Origin of the sequence: Schinkia azotoformans (assembly GCF_035811335.1) — a bacterium.
Lineage (GTDB): Bacteria > Bacillota > Bacilli > Bacillales > Bacillaceae_J > Schinkia > Schinkia azotoformans.
In genome coordinates, this window is record NZ_JARSMD010000028.1 from 1 (window position 1) to 19289 (window position 19289).

The 19289-nt window shown below is 38.0% G+C and carries 18 protein-coding genes and 1 riboswitch; of the genes, 1 reads left to right on the forward strand and 17 read right to left on the reverse strand.

The features are described from left to right. The 8 genes from P9E47_RS17610 to P9E47_RS17645 form a co-directional block, all read right to left on the reverse strand. On the reverse strand, window positions 1-733 hold a 733-nt coding region (locus P9E47_RS17610; RefSeq protein ID WP_326164173.1), incomplete at its 3' end, for an amino acid ABC transporter permease. A 120-nt stretch (window positions 734-853) separates the two neighbouring features. Further along, entirely contained in the window at window positions 854-1717 is an 864-nt protein-coding gene (locus P9E47_RS17615) for a transporter substrate-binding domain-containing protein (RefSeq protein WP_003330624.1), read from the reverse strand. 152 nt (window positions 1718-1869) lie between these two features. After that, window positions 1870-2053, reverse strand: a riboswitch (Lysine riboswitch). 142 nt (window positions 2054-2195) lie between these two features. After that, window positions 2196-3476 (reverse strand): cation:dicarboxylate symporter family transporter, encoded by a 1281-nt coding sequence (locus P9E47_RS17620; RefSeq protein ID WP_003330625.1) that lies wholly within the window; start codon window positions 3474-3476, stop codon window positions 2196-2198. 134 nt (window positions 3477-3610) lie between these two features. Continuing rightward, window positions 3611-4498 (reverse strand): response regulator, encoded by an 888-nt coding sequence (locus P9E47_RS17625; RefSeq protein ID WP_039957131.1) that lies wholly within the window; start codon window positions 4496-4498, stop codon window positions 3611-3613. A 10-nt stretch (window positions 4499-4508) separates the two neighbouring features. Then, window positions 4509-5783: a sensor histidine kinase gene (locus P9E47_RS17630; protein WP_003330627.1), complete on the reverse strand. Its 1275-nt coding sequence runs from the start codon at window positions 5781-5783 to the stop codon at window positions 4509-4511. Between the two features lie 56 nt (window positions 5784-5839). Then, window positions 5840-6094: a GlsB/YeaQ/YmgE family stress response membrane protein gene (locus tag P9E47_RS17635; protein ID WP_003330628.1), complete on the reverse strand. Its 255-nt coding sequence runs from the start codon at window positions 6092-6094 to the stop codon at window positions 5840-5842. 124 nt (window positions 6095-6218) lie between these two features. Then, window positions 6219-6542, reverse strand: a complete 324-nt coding sequence (locus tag P9E47_RS17640; protein WP_003330629.1) for a BC1872 family protein — start codon at window positions 6540-6542, stop codon at window positions 6219-6221. A gap of 184 nt (window positions 6543-6726) precedes the next feature. Then, window positions 6727-7743, reverse strand: a complete 1017-nt coding sequence (locus tag P9E47_RS17645; RefSeq protein WP_003330630.1) for a threonine aldolase family protein — start codon at window positions 7741-7743, stop codon at window positions 6727-6729. A gap of 356 nt (window positions 7744-8099) precedes the next feature. Between P9E47_RS17645 and P9E47_RS17650 the strand changes: the two genes are divergently transcribed. Next, window positions 8100-9584 carry a sigma-54 interaction domain-containing protein gene (locus P9E47_RS17650; protein ID WP_003330631.1) on the forward strand — a complete coding sequence of 495 codons (1485 nt, stop codon included), beginning with the start codon at window positions 8100-8102 and terminating at the stop codon, window positions 9582-9584. A gap of 52 nt (window positions 9585-9636) precedes the next feature. On the opposite strand, the gene P9E47_RS17655 is transcribed toward P9E47_RS17650, so the two are convergent. From P9E47_RS17655 to caiB, 9 genes are all read right to left on the reverse strand, one after another. Then, on the reverse strand, window positions 9637-10545 hold the full coding sequence (locus tag P9E47_RS17655; protein ID WP_003330633.1) for a DMT family transporter: 909 nt from the start codon (window positions 10543-10545) through the stop codon (window positions 9637-9639). Between the two features lie 113 nt (window positions 10546-10658). Next, window positions 10659-11996 carry an MFS transporter gene (locus tag P9E47_RS17660; protein ID WP_003330635.1) on the reverse strand — a complete coding sequence of 446 codons (1338 nt, stop codon included), beginning with the start codon at window positions 11994-11996 and terminating at the stop codon, window positions 10659-10661. Between the two features lie 100 nt (window positions 11997-12096). Further along, entirely contained in the window at window positions 12097-12948 is an 852-nt protein-coding gene (locus P9E47_RS17665; RefSeq protein ID WP_326164174.1) for a MaoC/PaaZ C-terminal domain-containing protein, read from the reverse strand. 17 nt (window positions 12949-12965) lie between these two features. Beyond that, entirely contained in the window at window positions 12966-14522 is a 1557-nt protein-coding gene (caiC, locus tag P9E47_RS17670; protein ID WP_003330637.1) for a crotonobetaine/carnitine-CoA ligase, read from the reverse strand. A 71-nt stretch (window positions 14523-14593) separates the two neighbouring features. Next, window positions 14594-14878, reverse strand: a complete 285-nt coding sequence (locus P9E47_RS17675) for a ferredoxin family protein (protein ID WP_003330638.1) — start codon at window positions 14876-14878, stop codon at window positions 14594-14596. After that, window positions 14875-16164, reverse strand: coding sequence for an FAD-dependent oxidoreductase (locus tag P9E47_RS17680; protein WP_003330639.1), 1290 nt, complete (start codon window positions 16162-16164; stop codon window positions 14875-14877). Before P9E47_RS17680 ends, P9E47_RS17675 begins: the two co-directional genes overlap by 4 nt. Before the next feature lie 47 nt (window positions 16165-16211). Continuing rightward, window positions 16212-17147 carry an electron transfer flavoprotein subunit alpha/FixB family protein gene (locus P9E47_RS17685; protein WP_003330640.1) on the reverse strand — a complete coding sequence of 312 codons (936 nt, stop codon included), beginning with the start codon at window positions 17145-17147 and terminating at the stop codon, window positions 16212-16214. 25 nt (window positions 17148-17172) lie between these two features. Further along, the gene (locus P9E47_RS17690; RefSeq protein ID WP_003330641.1) at window positions 17173-17943 is read right to left on the reverse strand and encodes an electron transfer flavoprotein; all 771 of its coding nucleotides are present in this window, start codon (window positions 17941-17943) and stop codon (window positions 17173-17175) included. A 94-nt stretch (window positions 17944-18037) separates the two neighbouring features. Then, on the reverse strand, window positions 18038-19249 hold the full coding sequence (gene caiB / locus P9E47_RS17695) for an L-carnitine CoA-transferase (RefSeq protein WP_003330642.1): 1212 nt from the start codon (window positions 19247-19249) through the stop codon (window positions 18038-18040). Between the last annotated feature and the right edge of the window lie 40 nt (window positions 19250-19289).

A 19289-nucleotide genomic window follows, 5' to 3' on the forward strand; every position in this document is an offset into this window, starting at 1 on the left:
TTTCAACCTGCATTTGATTACCTGGCACCATCATGTAGCTATCCGGACCCTCCAGCTTTCTTTCAATAAACCGGAGAATTCTAGTAACTGTAAATGTCATGATAAAGTATAGAATACACGCCACAAAGAATGACTCAAAATAGCGGAAGTTGTTTCCCGCAATCGATTTTGTTGCGAAGAATAATTCTGATACTGAAATAACGTTCAATACTGAAGTATCTTTAATGTTGATAACAAACTCATTACCTGTTGCCGGTAGGATGTTGCGAATAACCTGTGGTAAAACAACATGTAACATGGTTTGTATATGGTTCATACCAATCGCTTGAGCAGCCTCAAATTGACCTTTATCAATTGATACAATACCACCGCGGACGATTTCAGACATATAGGCACCCGTGTTGATAGATACGATGAAAATAGCAGCGGCTACCCGGTCCATATCTACTCCTAAAGCCAAAGCTGAACCGTAGTATATAACCATTGCTTGTACGATCATTGGTGTTCCTCTGAAAAATTCGATATAAATAGAAAGAATGGCATTAATAATTTTTAATAATATTTTCTTAGAACCACGGTCCGGATTTGGGATTGTCCGGATCACACCTACTAATAAACCTATGATAGAGCCTACAATTGTACCAATAATCGAAATGTATAGCGTTATTCCAGCCCCGCGAATAAACATGGGCCAGTTTTCTGTTATTATTTTTATTACCCATTCAAAGGTCATATTTCCCCTCCTATTTTAGTCAAAACAAAAGGCTGTCTCAAGCACCCCGTACAATTGTACAGATCACCCAGCACCACTAGTTGTAGCTGGACAATTTTGAGACAACCTCTTTCCTTTTCCTTACTGTGCTGCAGGTTGATTTTTAATAGCAGCATCCATAATACTAGTACGTTCTTCTTCTGAGATACCTGCTAAGATTTCATTAATTTTTGGAGTTAATTCACTGCCTTTTGCTAAACCTACTGCGATTGCTGTGTCATCATCTGATGTATCAAATCCTTCTGTAAATTCTACGAAGGCAAATTTTTCGTTGGCAGATGAAGCACTAACAGCCTCCGGACGTTCTGAAACGTAACCATCGATAATTCCTGATTCAAGAGCAACCCTCATCGCCGGGAAATTATCCATTGCAGGCTGTTTTTTAACACCGTCAATTTGATCAATAACTGAATAGTGGAATGTATTTAATTGTGCTGTTACTTTAGCACCATTAAAGTCCTGGATTGAAGTAGCGCTTTCATACTTCCCACCTTTTTTAACGACCATTACTAAATCTGATTTATAGTAGTTATCTGAGAAGTCGATTGTCTCTTTACGTTTGGCTGTTGGTGACATACCCGCAATAATGGCATCGATTTTTCCTGATGTTAAAGCAGGCACAAGTCCATCCCATTCAGTTTTAACAATCACTAATTTTTTCCCTAAACCTTCAGCTAGTTTCTTTGCAATTTCCACATCATACCCGCCTGCAAACTCTGCAGCACCATCTATCGGAACAGCACCATTAGAATTATCCATTTGAGTCCAGTTAAACGGCGCATACCCTGCTTCAAGTCCTACTTTAAAAGTCCCGCCATTTGTAGCTGCTGAATCTGGAGCTCCCGTATTTTCATTCTCAGCTGCTTTATTACCTGTCCCACAGCCAGCCAAAAGAAGCATTACTGAAAGTGAAATGGCAAATAATAATGATAAACTTTTTCTCATACTTTTCCCCTCCTGTAAAATACTTGTATTTACCCTTTTTAAGTATACTAAATTATTACTACTAATTGGAAACTTTAAAGCATAAAAATAATAAAGACCTGAGATAAACTCAGGTCGTAGTAAGCAGATTACCCAAATTCCTCTCTGTTTCCCAATGAGATAGCACACCTCAATAAACCGGGACGTTTATTGAGACAGTCCTGCAGATATTAACTGCAGACCCAACAAGTAATAAATGAGGTTCATTACAAGTTTCGGCGACATTTCCTTCTCTGTAGTTTCATGGCTCCTCGGGCTCCTCTATAGACTGTTAAATATCGCACCTCTACCCCACTGTTTGAAAAGTGAGGTCATTATTTAATTGTTTTATACTATATTTATATATTATTCTTTCAAAATTGTCAACTTTCAATCATTTAGCTGTTTTTCCCAAAAATAAAACCGGCACCCAATTTTAGTGCCAGTTTTATCTTAATTATTAAGCTGCATTTTTAATGGAAGCATAGTATTGTTCTTTCTTCGTATTGTCGAAACGACCTTCCCATTTTGACATAACGATTGCAGCAAGAGAGTTACCACAAACGTTTACAACTGTACGTGCCATATCAAGAAGTCTGTCAACCCCAGCAATAAAAGCAAGTCCTTCTAATGGAATTCCTACTGTTCCTAGAGTTGCTAAAAGTACTACGAATGATACGCCCGGTACACCTGCAATACCTTTAGATGTAACCATTAATACTAATATTAATGTAATTTGTTCACTAATGCTAAGATTGATACCGTACATTTGCGCGATAAAAATAGCGGCAAGCGCTTGATATAATGTTGAACCATCAAGGTTAAAGGAATATCCAGTTGGGACAACAAAAGAAACAATATCTTTTGGACAACCGAACTTTTCCATTTTTTCTATTATTTTTGGTAACACTGTTTCAGAACTTGATGTGGAATATGCCAAAATTAGCTCTTCTTTTAACACTGTGAAAACATGGAATATATTAATACCAACTATTTTAGCTATACCGCCTAGCACCACTAAAATAAAGAATGCCATTGTTACATAAACAAGGATCATCAATTTTCCAAGTGGAACTAAAGATGCTAAACCAAATTTAGAAACTGTAACACCGATTAAACCGAATACACCAAATGGAGCAAACTTCATAACAAAGTTTGTTACCCAGAACATGGCATCTGCTACACCCTCGAAGAATGCAAGCACTGGTTTTCCTTTTTCACCAATTGCTGCTACCCCTAATCCGAATACTACTGAGAAAAAGATAATAGCTAGCATATTGCCATTTGCCATTGCTGATATAACGTTTGTTGGAACTATGCCTACTACAATGTCTAATATACCATGACCTTGACCTGAAACTTGTTCAGTTGTTTCAACATAGCTACCTATATCTGTTTTTGTAAGTTCAGACATATCGATGCCTGCACCAGGTTGGAAAATATTCGCAGACAATAACCCAACTAGAATTGCAATTGTTGTAACAATTTCAAAGTAAATTAGTGTTTTACCACCAAGTTTACCCAACTGTTTAAGGTCGCCAGTTCCTGCTACCCCAATAACTAGTGTAGAAACGATAATTGGAACTACGATCATTTTAATCATATTAAGGAAGATAGTTCCTAGTGGCTTTAAGTAAGTATCAATCGCTGGGTTTCCATAAAAGATTGCACCTACGACAATACCTAGAATTAAACCTACCAAAATTTGATAAGCAAGAGGAAATTTAAATTTTTTCTTCATTAATAGTCACCCCTTTTTTCGTATAGAAAACGCTTACTACATAAATGAGTTCGCTTACATACTCAGTTTAAGGGTAACCTATTGAATCCGACTTAATCCGACATAATGAATTAAAAAAATTTCCTTTTTAATTTTTAACTATGACTGAATTTTTTCATAGTTTCCACATATAATACCTGAAGAAATTTACGAATATTAATTTTGTATTTCGCCTGATCATTCCTGCCTTCCTCAATCATGATCATATGGTTTCTTACTTCTTGAAAATCAAAATAACGGGGTGCATAATATTCAAACTCAGGATTAGTATAATCAATAGCTCCTAATGAAGCTAAATTATTGATCGCGGCTTGAATTGTTCTCCGTATGCGCTGTTCAATTGCTTTACTTTCTTTAGCTATGTCCACATTAGCAGATTCACCTTTCATCGCAATTGCTTCATATAAATCCTTCAATGGTGGTAATTGGGCAGTTTTATCAGTTTGGTTCATCAAAAATTCAATAATGGCAACAATATCATCACTGCCGGCTTCACCAATAACTCCCATATCATTTAAAATGGATAAAACCGTTTCCTTTACTGTAACCTTTCTTTTAATTGTGCCAAGCCCAATTTTTGTGAGGGATTCTTGGATCGCTTGAAGGGAATCTTTAAGTTTATACTGCTCAGCCGTTCTTTTTAATATACTTTGGACCTCTACACGATTAATCGGTTTATTTATAAAAAACTCGACCCCTTTTTCATATGCTTCTGCCACCATGTCTTTATTGACAACCTGGGAGATCATAATAAATAGTCCTTTAAATCCTTCTTTTTTCAGGTATTCAATTGTTTCAATTCCGTCTAACTCCGGCATTAGAAAGTCAATCAAAACTACGTCGGGATGCATCGTAATAATGGATTTAAGACCTTTCGACCCACTTTCAGCCTCTCCAATTACAACCCCAAGATCCCCTTCTGTAATAATATTCTTCAACATCATTCTACTAGCTCTATCATCATCTACAATGAAATACCGCAGTTTTAAACACTCACTTTCGCAAAATAATTGTTGGGATTTTAATTTTAAAAATAGTTCCATTTTCTGAAGTATCTACTTCAACTTGACCTTGAAGAGTATGAACAATCTCTTGTACATGGGAAAGTCCAATTCCTGTGGCAGCAACACCATGATCATTGAATTTTGTTGTATAGCCTGGTTCAAAAATAATCGGGAGATCTGCTTTTGGAATACCAGGTCCAGAATCTACAATAACAAAAAACGTATTTTCCTGCTCCTCAAATATATTTATATTTATTTCGCCTATTTCCTCAATTGCTTCAACAGCATTGGCCGTAATATTATTTAATAAAGCAAGCAGGGGAATTAGTTGAACGGTTTGATAATCAATTGAGATATTTCCTATTAAAATTATTTTCTTTTGTAAAAGCTCACTATATTTTTCATTGGCACTTATAACAAGATCCATGACATCAGATAGTGAGACAGTATTATCCATTTTCTGTTCTCCTATTTTTGTAAGTCCAGCTAATATTCGCTGGGAATCTTTTTTTACCTCATGAATTTCTTGTGCGATATGTAATGCTTGTGCACTTAATTGATTAAAATTTTCTTGCTTTAGCTTACGATAAAGATCATGACTCTCAGCTGTTATTTTTTCAATATGGTTCATTGATTTTTTTAAGTATAAGGTTTCACCATATAATTCTGAGCCGACCTTTAACAGCTCCTCTACTCTTTTTTTCTGTTCGGAAACGGTGATGGACCCATATAATCCTACTACAAAGTAGCTCCTCATTATTGCAACGCCACCTAATAGTGCAAAATCCTTTAACCCTATACCCGGTTGATCCAATAATAAATGCCTTACGAAATGTTCAGACCCGTTTGCAATAACCTCAAATACTGACGCCCATGCACCTAATATCAAAGGAAATGTTTTATACTTTTCGATTTTAATTATATGCAAACCGAGGGCATAGATAAAATAGTATAAAAAGGCCGCAACATGCTTTAAAAAGCTTTTTGAAAACAAAACTTCATAAAGGATAAAATCCTCAATCATCCGAAAACATACGACTGTGATCCCTGTTACCACACCAATACGGATTAGTGAAACTACAGGGGGCCTAACTAGTATGAGAAGGAAAAAGGTGATACTTCCCAACCCAAAACGAAAAGCGTCCCCTTCATAAGGGACGAATCTAAATTCACCGGCAAACGTCGTCAGTAAAGCCGCAACCAATACATATAATCCATTGGCTTGATGTTGATTGTTGCTAAAAAAATTGTTTGTAATAGCCATTGATATCTCCTGTCAACGTCTTCCCTTTTCTCTTAATAATTAATATTATATACATTTCACTTAAAAAGGTCAGCAATGAGTCCAACGATAAATATTACAATAAATGATCCAACAAGCACCGGAATCAACGAAATCCCAAAAACCGTTGGGCCCCATGGTCCGAAAATCACCGTGCCTATCCATTCACCAATAAAGCCCGCTATTATTAGCCCTGCCCAACTTCCCGGCATACTAAAAGGGGATAATTTTTCGGCCACAGCAGCTATTATTAAAACAATAATGGCTGTGAGCAAAAATGAAAGAACACTCATTTAAAAAACTCCTTTTTACTATCATATGCAAGTCCTTTATTTTTGTGTTCAAGGTTGCATATGAAAACAAAAAAGGGGCTCCAATAATCGTCCTCGACTTATTGGATGCCCCTTTTCTTATTTATTAACACAAAGTACTCCACATTCTGCTACTGTCTGCAGATGAGTTTTTTTCAATGATCGAGTATGCCGCATTAGTAATTGCTTGTGCAAGCGTTTCTCCCGTACCAGTTGCATCATTAAAGCTTACCTCAGATGTTCCGTTTGTTTTGTAAGTAAATCCGAACTTTTGTAGTTTGTCTACGATCAACATTGCATGATCAAGATTTTTTTCAGGCTGGAATTCTGAATCATGGATGAAAGTGCGGCTTTCATGATCATACCATCTATCCCATCTATTTAATTTCCAACCAAAGATTCTCCGAGCGATCGCATCAATTTTATTCATTTCCGATTTCCCCTTTTCACAAAATTTTTAAAGTTTTATTTGAAATTTTGTTGTTATATAACAATTTGTTTTATTGATTTTAATTATATAACAGAAATAAAACAATTGCTACACCTTATTTCATAATTTTTCGGAAAAGCGGGACATGTGGTCGGGGGCGGGACACAGGGTCGGGAACTCCGTCTCATTTAATATCCTCAATAAAAGCAGCTACTGCTTCTTCCTTCGTTGCCCATGATGTTACTAAACGGATCGCAGAGTTTTCTGCGTCAACCTTTTCCCAAATATGAAAATCATATTTATTTTGAAGCTCACTAATCACCGCATTAGGCAAAATCGGAAAAATTTGATTGGATGGTGAATCCGTTAAAAAGCTAATATGGGCTCCGGCAAGTTCCTCTTTAAGTTTGTCTGCCATCTTATTTGCATGGGAGGCTAGTTCAAAGAACAAATCGTCCCTGAATAGCTCCAGAAATTGGATTCCTACTAGTCGGCCTTTCGCTAGGATCGCTCCTCTTTGCTTCATATAAAAACGAAAATCATCTTTTAGTGAATCATGGCAAATAACTAAAGCCTCACCAAGAAGTGCACCATTCTTTGTTCCACCAATATAAAATGCATCAACTAGCCAAGGGAGGTCGCTTATTTGTACATCATTTTCTTTGGAGCAAAGAGCGGACCCCAGTCTCGCACCATCCATAAACAAAAGAAGGTTGTTCTCATCACAAAAGGCTCTTAATTGCTCAAGTTCGTTCTTTTTATAAATCGTACCTATTTCAGTAGAATTGGATATGTAAACAAGCTTCGGCTTCACCATATGCTCATCTGTATGAGCATCAAGTACATCCCGCAAATGAGAAGGATTCAATTTTCCATCCGCTACATCGACCGTTACTATTTTGTGACCCGTAGCCTCAATCGCGCCTGTTTCATGTGTATTGATATGTCCTACACTAGCTGCTATGGCAGCCTCATGTGGTCTTAGAAATGCTGATAAAGCAGTAAGATTCGTTTGCGTTCCCCCTGTCAACAGATGGATATCTACGTCACTCCGTTCGATTTTTTTCTTAATCAGCTCTGCTGCCTCAAGGGAATATCGATCCAATCCATAACCCTCTAACTGTTCAAGATTTGTTTCCACTAATGCTTGTAAAATTCTTGGATGCGTACCTTCACTGTAATCATTCTTAAAACTGTACATTCGTAAGCCTCCGTTTACATTATTTTCATAAAGTTTTTTATTAATTTATCGTACCACATTTAGGTTACACAGAAAGAGTTTGTCTTAAATTTTTTATGAATGCTATGATACGATCATTCTTCAAATCCAAAGTTTATTTCACCTATGTAGTGAACAAATTGGACACTGGAGGTGCTGCAATTGATTGCGTCGTATATTAAGTGTCCTACCAAATTTCACAAATAAGTTAGAATTTCAGGATTTACAAAGTAAAATGGGTAGTAAAATTATTATGTTGCTAAAATTAAAGAGATTTAAAATTGCTAGAGTCTAAGTAATTTTTAAAAATAATAAAATGTCTTGAAGGAGATATAGAAATGGCCAAAGATGTAATCACCAAACCTCTAGTGGAGTTAAATAAACCTAAAAAAAGTTGCAAAGATATTTGTGCTGAATTCGAATTGGTTATTAATTCTTTAGATTGTTTGAGTGATTGTTATTTTTCAATAGTCGATGCAACAGGTAAAATTGTGTTCATATCAAAAGAATTTGAAAAATTTGACGGCTATAAAACCAGTGATATTTTAGGAAGAAATGTATTGGATGTATACAATTTAGGAGAACAAAATAGTGTGCATATGATAGCAATTCATGAAAGACGGATCATGAAGAATACGCTATTAAGGTACTCTGCAGCAAATGGTAAAATTGTTGAGCTCATAATGGATATATACCCAGTTTTTTCTGAACAAGAGGTAATTGGTTCTGTTGCAATTAGCCGGGATACAAGCAAAATAAAAGAGCTTACAGATAAATTATCACAACTCCAAAAAGCCCTGTATCACCAAATGCAGAAAACGAACAATAACGGAACCCAGTTTTGTTTTGACGACATTATCGGATCCGGCGAAAGATTGCAAAGAGTTATTAATAATGCAAAAAAAATGGCTAGTTCAGAATCAAGAATTATGATATTAGGAGAAACAGGAACAGGAAAGGAACTCTTTGCCCAAAGTATCCATAACTTCAGTTCAAGAGCTGCTGAACCTTTTATCGCAGTAAACTGCTCCGCCATACCCGATACTTTATTAGAGAGCATCTTATTTGGAACAACGAAAGGTGCATTTACAGGTGCCATGGATAAAGCTGGACTGTTTGAAGAAGCAAAAAATGGCACACTCTTTCTTGATGAGCTTAATTCAATGAGTATCGTTCTTCAGGCTAAATTATTGAGAGCGCTGGAAACAAATCGAATTCGCAGGGTTGGTGGCAACAAAGAAATACCTGTAAACCCCCGAATTATTAGTGCTATGAATATAGATCCAATCGAAGCCATTGAAACTGAAAAACTAAGAAGTGATTTTTATTATAGGCTTGCTGTGGTCACTTTAGATATTCCGCCTTTACGGGACAGAAAAGAGGATATTACCACTTTATCTTGGTGTTATATTAAAAAGTATAACAAAATCTTAGGTAGAAAAATTGACAAGATTTCTGATGAAGTAGTTCAAATGATGGAAAGTTATAACTGGTCAGGAAACGTTCGTGAATTAAGCCATTGTATTGAACATGCAATGAACATTATTGATCCTAACGATACTTCCTTGCAGGCTCGGCATTTACCTCCTTTCCTTCAGGACAAGACACTCAAGAAAAATATACCACCGATCAATGTCTCGAAATTTAATGATTATAAACAAATGATGCAACAGGTTGAAAAGGATATTTTGACAGAAGCATTGAAAAGAAATAACGGCAATATCAACCAAACTGCTAAGGAGTTTAATCTATCAAGACAATGCTTGCATTATAAATTAAAGCGTTTAGATATTGATGTACAGCATGAGATTCATATTGAATAACTCCCCAATCGTATTAGCAAAAAACATGCTGGTACGATTTTTTTATTTTAAATTACTTATTCGCTTTTTCACGGGTGACGTAATCTTTAGCTAGATTTGAATATCCAATCAGAATAACAGCAGAAATAATCATTATACACCCCATCGATGTTTGCCAACTTAGTGGTTCATCTAAAATGAAAATACCCGCCACCAGACTAACCACCGGTTCAAATGTACTAAGTATAGAAGCATTGATTGATCCAATACTTTGTACACCTTTTATAAAGAAAATCATTGCCATAGAAGAACAAAAAAAGCTTAACAAAGTTACATAAAAAAAGCCTTTTAATGTAATCGGTAGCATCATTGACCAATTCCCTCTCATTAAAATGAATATCAGAAATACGAGCGATGAAATTAGGCACGAATAAAATGCTAACACTAGACTGTCCATCTTTTTTAGCTGATGATGGTTAATTAACAAAACATAAATGACAAAAAATACAGCTGAACTAATCGCAAGGGTAACGCCGCGTAGAGAAAAATTACTTCCCCCTGGACTAGCTACTAGATAGATGCCTGTCAAAGATATTACTAGGGCCATCCATTTATAACAGTTTAATTTTTCATGATAAATAAAATAAGCTAACAGCATAATAATTACTGGAAACAAGTAATGTAGCGAGGTAGCAATGCCGGAGCTTATATATTTATAAGATAATGATAGAGTAAGATTGGTGGCGATATAACCAATGAAAATCGATAAAAACAATGGTCTTATCTGTTGTTTCCTTACACGCGAATCAATCCTGCGATAGTGCATAGCTATTCGTATCATAACCGCAGCTAAACCAAAACGAAGAAAGCTAATCTCCGAAATAGAGAGGCCGGTTGCATAGGCCTGTTTGGTCCATATTGGCATAAATCCAAAAAGAGTTGCGGCAGCAATAATTAGACTCATTCCTCGAAGTTGTTTCATAAAATGGACCTCTCATAGATATTGCATAGTTTTTTGGTATCAGAGAAGCCGGTAGCTAGGAGAGAAGATCCCATTACCGGCTTTTATTTCATTTGTGTTGAATTAACAATGGTTTAAGCAAGCTTATTCTTTTTATATTTAAAATCTACAGAACTTGATTGTGCTAACGTTAATCCTTTTGTCTCAGGAGCCATCGCTATTGAAACAATCAATCCAAGCACGGAAATAGCGACCCCAATCATCATTGTTGGTCCAATGCCATGAGAAGCCATGAAAATAGGTAATGTATAAGTGGATAAGACTGTTCCTATCCGACTAAAAGCCATTGCAGCACCTACCGCCGAAGCCCTAATCTCTGTTGGAAAAAGTTCATTTGGATAAAGCCATTGCAGAATACCAGGACCGCCGGAAAAGAATGCGTATATAGCAAAGGCAGCTACGACAACCACTATATTAGCATTGGGAAAGATCCCTAAAACAGCTAATGCCATACTCATGATGGCGAAGCTCCCAATAAGCAAGGGGCGGCGTCCAATTGAATTCAGCCAGAACATAGCAGGTATGCAACCGATTAAGAAAAACATACTGATCACAATATCTCCTAAAATCACCTGTTTTCCAACACCGAATCCAAATGCACTCATAATCTGCGGGCCAAACGTATATAAACCAAACATCGGAACAACCTGACAAGCCCATATTGTTCCAACAAACAACATTCTCTTAAAATAGCCTTTTTCAAAAATCTTGCTATAGCGAGTCTTTTTTACTTCTTCTTTTTCCAATTCGATATCATCGCCAAATAACCTATGAACGATTGCCCTAGCCTCATCAGTGCGCCCTTTGCTCAGCAGCCATCGTGGTGACTCTGGCGTGCCCCATCGACCAATCAGTAAGATCACACATGGAATAAAAGCACTTCCAAGCATAAAGCGCCAACCGTCTTCAACGTCAATGAGATAATAACCAACAACATCAGCAGCGGTAGCACCGATGTACCAAACCGCCGCGATAAAGCCAATTGAAATAGCTCTGTATTTCCTTGGCGTAAATTCTGCTACTAGTGAAGTGGCAATCGGATAATCTGCCCCAATCACTATTCCGATTAAAAACCTCATTATAACGAGCTGCAAAGGAGTGGTTACAAACATGGTTGCAACAGAAATGAGCGCAATGGCAATGATATCGATGGTAAACATTTTTTGGCGTCCAACTATATCTGTTAAATAACCGAATACGGCTGTACCGATAAAAATACCCGCCAATGCCGCTGCACCAACTAATGCATTCCAATGTGCATCTAAATGCAGTTCTGGACCCAGTTGGGCAAGGGCGACTCCTATAATAACGAGAACATAGCCGTCCAAGAATGGTCCGCCACTAGCAAAAAGGATCATTTTCTTGAGAAAAGGCGTTAACTCAAAATCATCAAGTGTTTTTTTCGTCTTCATAGTTTTTATCTCCCTTTTCCTAACCACTATCAACCTGTTTTGCTTTCTACCACAGCAGCCCGTTTACATTTTCATTGCTTACAAAATTCCGCTAACGTTATTATTTCCATTCAATAATGCCAAAGTTCAAATATGGCTTAGCTTGTGTATAAGCATCAATTACTCTGAAATGAATTTTATTGTCCGCCATTTTCCACATTTGCGTCTTAATTGTTGCACCAGGAAGAAGAGAAGCAGTAATACGAGTTTTAAAGCGTGTTAATCTTTCAGGTTCCCCAGGAATAAATGTATTAATAAAATGACGACAAGCCACACCTGCAAAACTCACAGCATGAAGAATGGGCTTCATTTGACCATTTGCTTTGGCATATTCCCAATCGATATGCTGAGGATGATAATCTCCTGACAATCTGTAAATGAGTGCTTGATTCTCAGGAATTCGTTCCTCAACTTCAAAATCAGGTTCTCTATCTGGAATTTCAACGATATCCTTTGGTGGTTTTGGACCTCCGAATCCGCCATCATAAATTAAACAATCCCAGCTTTCGTTAGTGAAGATCTTCTCACCTGTTTTATCAAAAGTTTCTCCTATATGCTGTGCTAATAAGCCTCTGTCCGGGCCGCGATCATATAACCCTTTTAGTAGTACATACGTGCTTAATTTCCCCGATAATTTGGTCAGCGGCTTGTGAAATTGCAAATCAAAGCCCCAATGAAGAGAGCCTGCATAATTATAGCCATAATCAATTGTTTTCGTAACTTCACTATCTACTATTGGCATTGCTGCAAACATAGGAAGGATTTTTAAATCCTTTTCGTAAACATATTGCAAGTCTGTTTTTCCATCAATGCCAGCACCGCAGCCTAGCGCAAACAAAATTAAATCTCTGAAATTGTACTCTCTTTCAAAAGGTCCAAATGTTTGTCCAACCATTTCCATCTTAATAGCCACTTTACTCATCCTCTCGATTATTTAAGTAATTTTTTTTGCACTTTATAAGTACAGGTTCTTGGTAAGGACTTCCTTATTTCTATAAAAGAAGGCACTTTAAATTTTGCCATATGACCCTTACAATATTCTAAAATTTCTTCTTGATTGAGCACTTCACCATCTTTTACAATAATAAAGGCTTTAACCGCCTGATCACGAATAGGATCAGGTACACCGATTACAGCAGCTTCTTCAATTTTCGGGTGAGTCATAAGAACATTTTCAATTTCCGTAGTGGAGATATTTTCACCAGATCGTTTAATCATATTTACTTTTCGGTCAACAAAGTAAAACCAGCCTGATTCATCTACATAGCCCTTATCACCTGTATGCATCCAGCCATCAGGACTTAATGTCTTTCTTGTTGCTTCCGGATCATTATGATATTCCTTCATGAGTGTTCTGCCGGGTACACCTTTTATATAGATTTCTCCGATTGTATTTGGAGGGAGTTCATTGCCTTCCTCATCAATAATTTTCGCTTCATACGTTAATCCTGGCTTTCCTATTGAAGGCCAATGTCTTTCCCCACATGGAGAGTCACCGATTACACCTACGAGAGATTCGCTTAAGCCGTAAGAATTGAAAAGTCTCACATTAAAGCGCTCTTCAAACTCATTCTTTTCCTTTTCTGTAAGCGCAAGGTAAAAAAACACTTCGCGAAGACAATGGTTTTTTTCCCACTTCTGTTGTGGCTGCATCATCATTGTTCGAATCATCATCGGTATACATTCGGTTATCGTTGCTTGATAACTAAAGATCTGCTTCCAAAACCTTCTTGCACTATATTTAGCAACTGAAATTAATGTTCCACCGGCAATTAAGATCGGCATCATCGTGTTGAGTTGAAAATCAACATGAAATGCTGGCATGATCGTTAAAAACCGATCATCGTTCCTTAATGAAAGCTGCCAAGCAGTGAAAATACCTGCAAAAATCATATTGGCATGTGTGATAACAACCCCCTTTGGCATGGAGGTAGTACCTGATGTAAACAAGATTTCCGCAACATCATCACTCGTTAACGGTCTGTTTTCCTTTAATTTAACGGGTTGTGCTTCTTTATTTTCCCAAAAGTTGATCGTACCGGGAGTATGGTCTTTACTTCGGGCAAGTAGTAAATGTTTGATGCCATTATCGGGAATTTGTCCATTGGTATGATAATAAGGCAAAAACTCTTCTTCAATAACGGCAGCAACAACACCTCCACATTTTTTAATGATATATTCACATTCCTCTTGGGTTAATTGTGTATTTAAAGGAACCATGATAGCTCCAATTTTTGCGAGTCCAAACCAAGACATTAAAAACTCCGGGCAATTATAAAGCTGAATTGCAACCTTATCCCCTTTTTGGATTCCTAAATCAAGGAAAAGATTGGCCGTCTTATTGATCTCTTCGTTAAAATGTTGATAAGAAAATTCCTGTATCTTATCATCGCAGCCATGAAAGATCAAGACCGTTTTTTCACCGTTAATCCAGACCATCTCATCCCAGATATCTCGTATAGTCTTGTTCCCCACTATATCTGCCATTTCTTCCACCTCTTAACATAACTCAGATCTTACACCTGTTAGATTTGCTAAGCATCGTTCCTTGTTGTAAATTATCCGTGGCGAAATTCTACTCCCATTGTTCCCTCAGGAAACTCCCATTTCTTGATAATTGTACCTAAGCACAGAATCCTGCATGTACCGCATTCGAGACAGCCCGCGTAATCAAAAGACAGGCTGCCATTTTCATTGAGCTTGTACAGCCCACCTGGACAGGCATTGACGAGCTTCATTTTCTCCTTCATATCTGGGTAATTAGGGTCAATCTCAATATGAGCATTTCCCTCATCAACAAAATACTTATTCACACCTAATTTTTCTTCAATAGATACACTCATACGGATTTAACCCCCTTAAGACCATCTTTCGCTAGATTCATAAGACCAACGGCTTTTAAGTGCTTCATCGCTTTTTTGCGTAATGGAACAGCAGGCTTTCCGTCTATTACAAACATATCTGCCATAATATCTGCTAACATAGCTGGATATTGATTGAAAATGCGTGGATTTTCCATAAATCCTGGGAAGTTTTTATATACATCTAGGTCATTCATAATAAAGCTTTGATCAAGCATTGTTTTGTAGCTTTTGAGAGTCGATGCACTAAAGTTGCCCCTTTTCTTCGCTTCAAGAACCGCCTTGGCTGCCAGTTCTCCGGATGTTATCGCTAAATCCATTCCTCTAACCATATAGCCGATATTCAAACAAAATCCCGCAGCATCACCGCAAATGAGGAAGCCATCACCATATAATGTTGATACCATAGATAATCCTGCTTCAGGAACGACGTGACCGCTTCTTTCAAGAAGCTTGCCATCCTTAATTAAAGGGGCAACTTCAGGATGACTCGTAAATGCAGTTAGCATTTCGTCTATTGTTTTGTCACTTTCGCCGATATGCTCAAGACCTAAAACTAAACCAATGGAGATACTTTCCTTATTCGTGTACAGGAAGCCCCCACCGACAAGTCCGTTGCTTGGGGAACCGGCAAACAAACAGGCTGCACCTTCATTGCCAGTTAATCCAAAGCGGTCTTCAATCACCTCTTTTGGCAGACCATAGACTTCCTTGACGCCAACAGCCACCTGGGATGGCTTGACTCTTTCTCTCAATCCAGCTTTTTCCGCTAGAAGGGAGTTGACACCGTCTGCTAAAATCACAACATCAGCTTTCATTTCCTCCCCACCGCAAATTACACCAGTGACACGATTATTTTCTATAATTAATTCGTCTACCCTTATTCCAGCAGCAGTAACGGCACCTGCTTCTTCCGCCTTTTCAAAAAGCCAGCGGTCAAACTCACCACGCATCACGACATAGGAATCACTCCCATTTTTAGCAAGGCGCGGGGAATGATAATCCATTGTTACTGCATCTTGTTCCGTCATCATGCAAATACGTTCTTTTACAACCCTTCTCTCTACTGGTGCTTCTTCGGCAAAGCTAGGAATTATTTTTTCTAAACTGTGAGCGTAGAGACGCCCACCAGTCATATTTTTGGAACCACCGTAATTCCCTCTTTCAATGAGTAAAACCTCAAGGCCCTCCTGCGCCAAAACATAAGCTGCAGTTGAACCAGCAAGACCTCCCCCAACAATAATGGCGTCAAATCCGTTCTCGCTCAACGCTTCTCACCTCTCTATGAAAATTTTGGTAAAGCCTAGAAAACTCACTAGGCTTTAAGTTTTTCAATAATCTGTGGTAGTACTTTATAAATATCAGCAACAAGACCAATATCAACCTGTTTGAAAACTGGCGCATTTTTATCCTTATTAATAGCCACTAATGTTTTTGCCTGATTAACCCCAACCATGTGCTGAATTTGACCTGATATACCGATAGAAAGATAGATATCTGGCTTAAGTACTACACCTGATACACCGATATAGCGCTCCTTGCTCATCCACTTCTCGCCTTCCGCAATTGGACGGCTACATGCCATTTCAGCCCCTACTAAAGAAGCAAGTTCCTCCGCCATTTTTATGTCATCTTTAGATGCAAACCCTCTTCCGACACCAACAACTCGTTTTGCAGCACTTAAATTAACGACTTCTCCTTGTTTTGGACGAGTTTCAAGAACACGAATTCCAGACTGCTCAGCTTTAGCCTCAAGCTTAATCACATTCACTTGCCTTGATTCGTCTTTTGGTATTGCTTCAAATACACCTGTTCCTGTTGTTACGATCACTGTTTCAGATAATGCTTTTTCCGTTCTAATTGCTGCTCCACCGTAAACCAGATGTTTGACAACGATGCTGCCATCTTCTGCGGCAAACTCAGAAATATTTGATAGAGTGCTAGTACCTAGTTGTGAAGCAATTTTTCCAGCAAGGAGCTTTCCTCTTGTAGAGGAATAAACCATCACAAGGTTGGGCTTTTCTTCACGAAGCAATTCCGCTATAGGTTGTGAATTTGCTTCCATTATGGCATTCCCATTTTGTTCAAATAAATAGACTTGGTCCGCTCCTAGAAAGCTTGCTTCTTCTGCTTGGGCTTGGCCCCCAAATAAAACAGCCGTTACATGCTCACCAAGCTTACGTCCGCCACCGCATAATTCCCCAATAGTATTTTGATCGTCAGTTATTATCCATACTTTTTTTACTGCCATGATATCTCCACCTCTTTTTATCAAATTACTTCAATTCAGCACTAATTAATTTTACAAATGCATCGACAACATCTTCTGATTCGCCTTCAAATATATTTAAACGGCGCTCCACCTGTTCAGGTGCGAGTGTACTAACTACTATACTTGAAGGTTGATAATCTGTTGCCTCAATATCAGCTAATGTGTATGTCGTTACAGGTTTCTTATTTGCTGCAATAATGTCTTTCATTCCCGCAATACGGGGGACATTAATTTCAGATGTAACAGATAATACCGCAGGTAATGTTATCTCTAGAACTTGAATCTCATTTTCTAGCGCACGTTCTACAATGACTTTATCCCCATCAGGTGTAATCTTATTCACGGCATTAACTACCGGAACACCTAGCAATTCACCTAATTGATTACCGACTTGCTGTGCATAAAAGTCAGAGGATCCTGCACCGCATAAGACAAGATCAAAGTCACCCATTTTTTTAATAGCTGTTTCTAATATTTTTGCAGATTGATAGGTATCAGCTTGTACCAATGCTTCATCGGTCACAATATATAAGTCATCCAAACCTCTAGATAGAATATCTTTTTTCAGTTTTGCATTTTCAAGGATTTTTCCTCCAGCACACAAACCAGATAATTGACCTCCTGCAGCCTCAACAATTTGTTTTCCTGCTTCAACGCCGTTGAGATCATAGGATCCAAACTTCCATTCCGCTTTTTCAAAGGAAACTTGTCTATCTTTCGAAATCACAATATCTTGTTCCTCAGGTACCGCTTTACAACATGCAATTACTCTCATCTATTAACACCTTCTTAATAATTTTGTTTGATTTAATATAGATCATTTTTCACTGGACGAGAGGATATGCTCCTCCCATCCATCAATTTGGGTATTAGGATTTTTTAATAATGCCCTTTTCAGCTAGTTCGTGAATCTTTTCACATGAATAACCTATTTCAGTTAAGATACTTTCTGTATCCATTCCAAGGGTTGGCATACCCCGCCAAATTTGCCCCGGATTATTTTTGAACTTAGGGAATATATTAGGACCTTTGCATTTTTTGCCGTCAATTGTTTCCCATTCCACGAATGCTTCACGAGCGATAAAATGCGGATGATTTGGCAACTCTTCAAACGTCATCATTTTATTTGCTGCAATCTTACAATCTGAGAAATCCTTTTCTACCTCGTCAACCGGCATACTTAACAAGTATTCTTCTATTTTTTGTTCGATAAGCTCCGCCTTAGGACCATCCAACCAAAGTGCTGTTGTACCTTCCGGGTATTCATCCGTTCCCCATAAATAACCAAGTCCAATTCTTTCAAGGATCGCCTTATTCTGCTTTGCACCATATAGGCATAAGCTTAAGAAACCATCTTTACACTTGTACACTCCGATTCCACATAAGTTTTGGTGTTTGGCACCTGCACGTGGATAGAGAATTCCTGCATTAAGGTAATCCATCATGTAATAAGCACCCATGCGAAGCATCACTTCATACATGGCAATATCAATGCTCTCGCCAACTCCGGTTTTCTGTGCTTTGTAAAGGGCTGCAAGTGCCGAACCCACGACCATTTGTGAGGTAAAATAATCACCAGTATAAGGTGAAGCAATCATCGGCTGCTCTGGAGATCCGTTTTGACTTAGATAGCCGCTAAACGCTTGAGCTGTTTGGTCATAAGCCGCCCTGTTTACTCTTTCCATGTCGCCATACTGACCATAGCCGGAAACATGCACAATGACTAAGGAGTTATTATGTTCCCATAGCAATTCATCTGTAATGCCACGCCTTGCAAACGCTGGTCCCTTGCTTGATTCAATAAATATATCTGCTGTTTCAATTAGTTTTAGAAATACTTCTCTTCCTTCTTCCGAGAAGATATCCAACGATAAGCTCCGCTGATTGCGGCGTTCGAGTTCTTTCACATAGGTTGTGTCTCTCATTGAATCGCCATTAAATGTATTTTCAATCCAAGTAACATCTGCCCCCCATTCGGCCATTAATTGTGCAGCCTCAGGTCCTGCTATTTCTACTGCGGAATAAACCACTTTTAAACCATGTAAGTTTCCAAATGCCGGCTTGCTTGTTGCGGTTGACATCAACATTACTCCTTTCACCAGGTCCAATATCTATTAACCT

What these genes read in the sequence shown, in the direction of transcription:
- P9E47_RS17675 (WP_003330638.1), bottom strand. Translation starts at nt 14,878, where the DNA reads ATGAGTGTATCTATTGAAGAAAAATTAGGTGTGAATAAGTATTTTGTT.
- caiC (WP_003330637.1), bottom strand. Translation starts at nt 14,522, where the DNA reads ATGGCAGATATAGTGGGGAACAAGACTATACGAGATATCTGGGATGAG.
- P9E47_RS17655 (WP_003330633.1), bottom strand. Translation starts at nt 10,545, where the DNA reads ATGAAACAACTTCGAGGAATGAGTCTAATTATTGCTGCCGCAACTCTT.
- caiB (WP_003330642.1), bottom strand. Translation starts at nt 19,249, where the DNA reads ATGTCAACCGCAACAAGCAAGCCGGCATTTGGAAACTTACATGGTTTA.
- P9E47_RS17690 (WP_003330641.1), bottom strand. Translation starts at nt 17,943, where the DNA reads ATGAGAGTAATTGCATGTTGTAAAGCGGTACCTGAGGAACAAGATATT.
- P9E47_RS17650 (WP_003330631.1), top strand. Translation starts at nt 8,100, where the DNA reads ATGGCCAAAGATGTAATCACCAAACCTCTAGTGGAGTTAAATAAACCT.
- P9E47_RS17630 (WP_003330627.1), bottom strand. Translation starts at nt 5,783, where the DNA reads ATGGCTATTACAAACAATTTTTTTAGCAACAATCAACATCAAGCCAAT.
- P9E47_RS17640 (WP_003330629.1), bottom strand. Translation starts at nt 6,542, where the DNA reads ATGAATAAAATTGATGCGATCGCTCGGAGAATCTTTGGTTGGAAATTA.
- P9E47_RS17645 (WP_003330630.1), bottom strand. Translation starts at nt 7,743, where the DNA reads ATGTACAGTTTTAAGAATGATTACAGTGAAGGTACGCATCCAAGAATT.
- P9E47_RS17685 (WP_003330640.1), bottom strand. Translation starts at nt 17,147, where the DNA reads ATGGCAGTAAAAAAAGTATGGATAATAACTGACGATCAAAATACTATT.
- P9E47_RS17615 (WP_003330624.1), bottom strand. Translation starts at nt 1,717, where the DNA reads ATGAGAAAAAGTTTATCATTATTATTTGCCATTTCACTTTCAGTAATG.
- P9E47_RS17660 (WP_003330635.1), bottom strand. Translation starts at nt 11,996, where the DNA reads ATGAAGACGAAAAAAACACTTGATGATTTTGAGTTAACGCCTTTTCTC.
- P9E47_RS17620 (WP_003330625.1), bottom strand. Translation starts at nt 3,476, where the DNA reads ATGAAGAAAAAATTTAAATTTCCTCTTGCTTATCAAATTTTGGTAGGT.
- P9E47_RS17635 (WP_003330628.1), bottom strand. Translation starts at nt 6,094, where the DNA reads ATGAGTGTTCTTTCATTTTTGCTCACAGCCATTATTGTTTTAATAATA.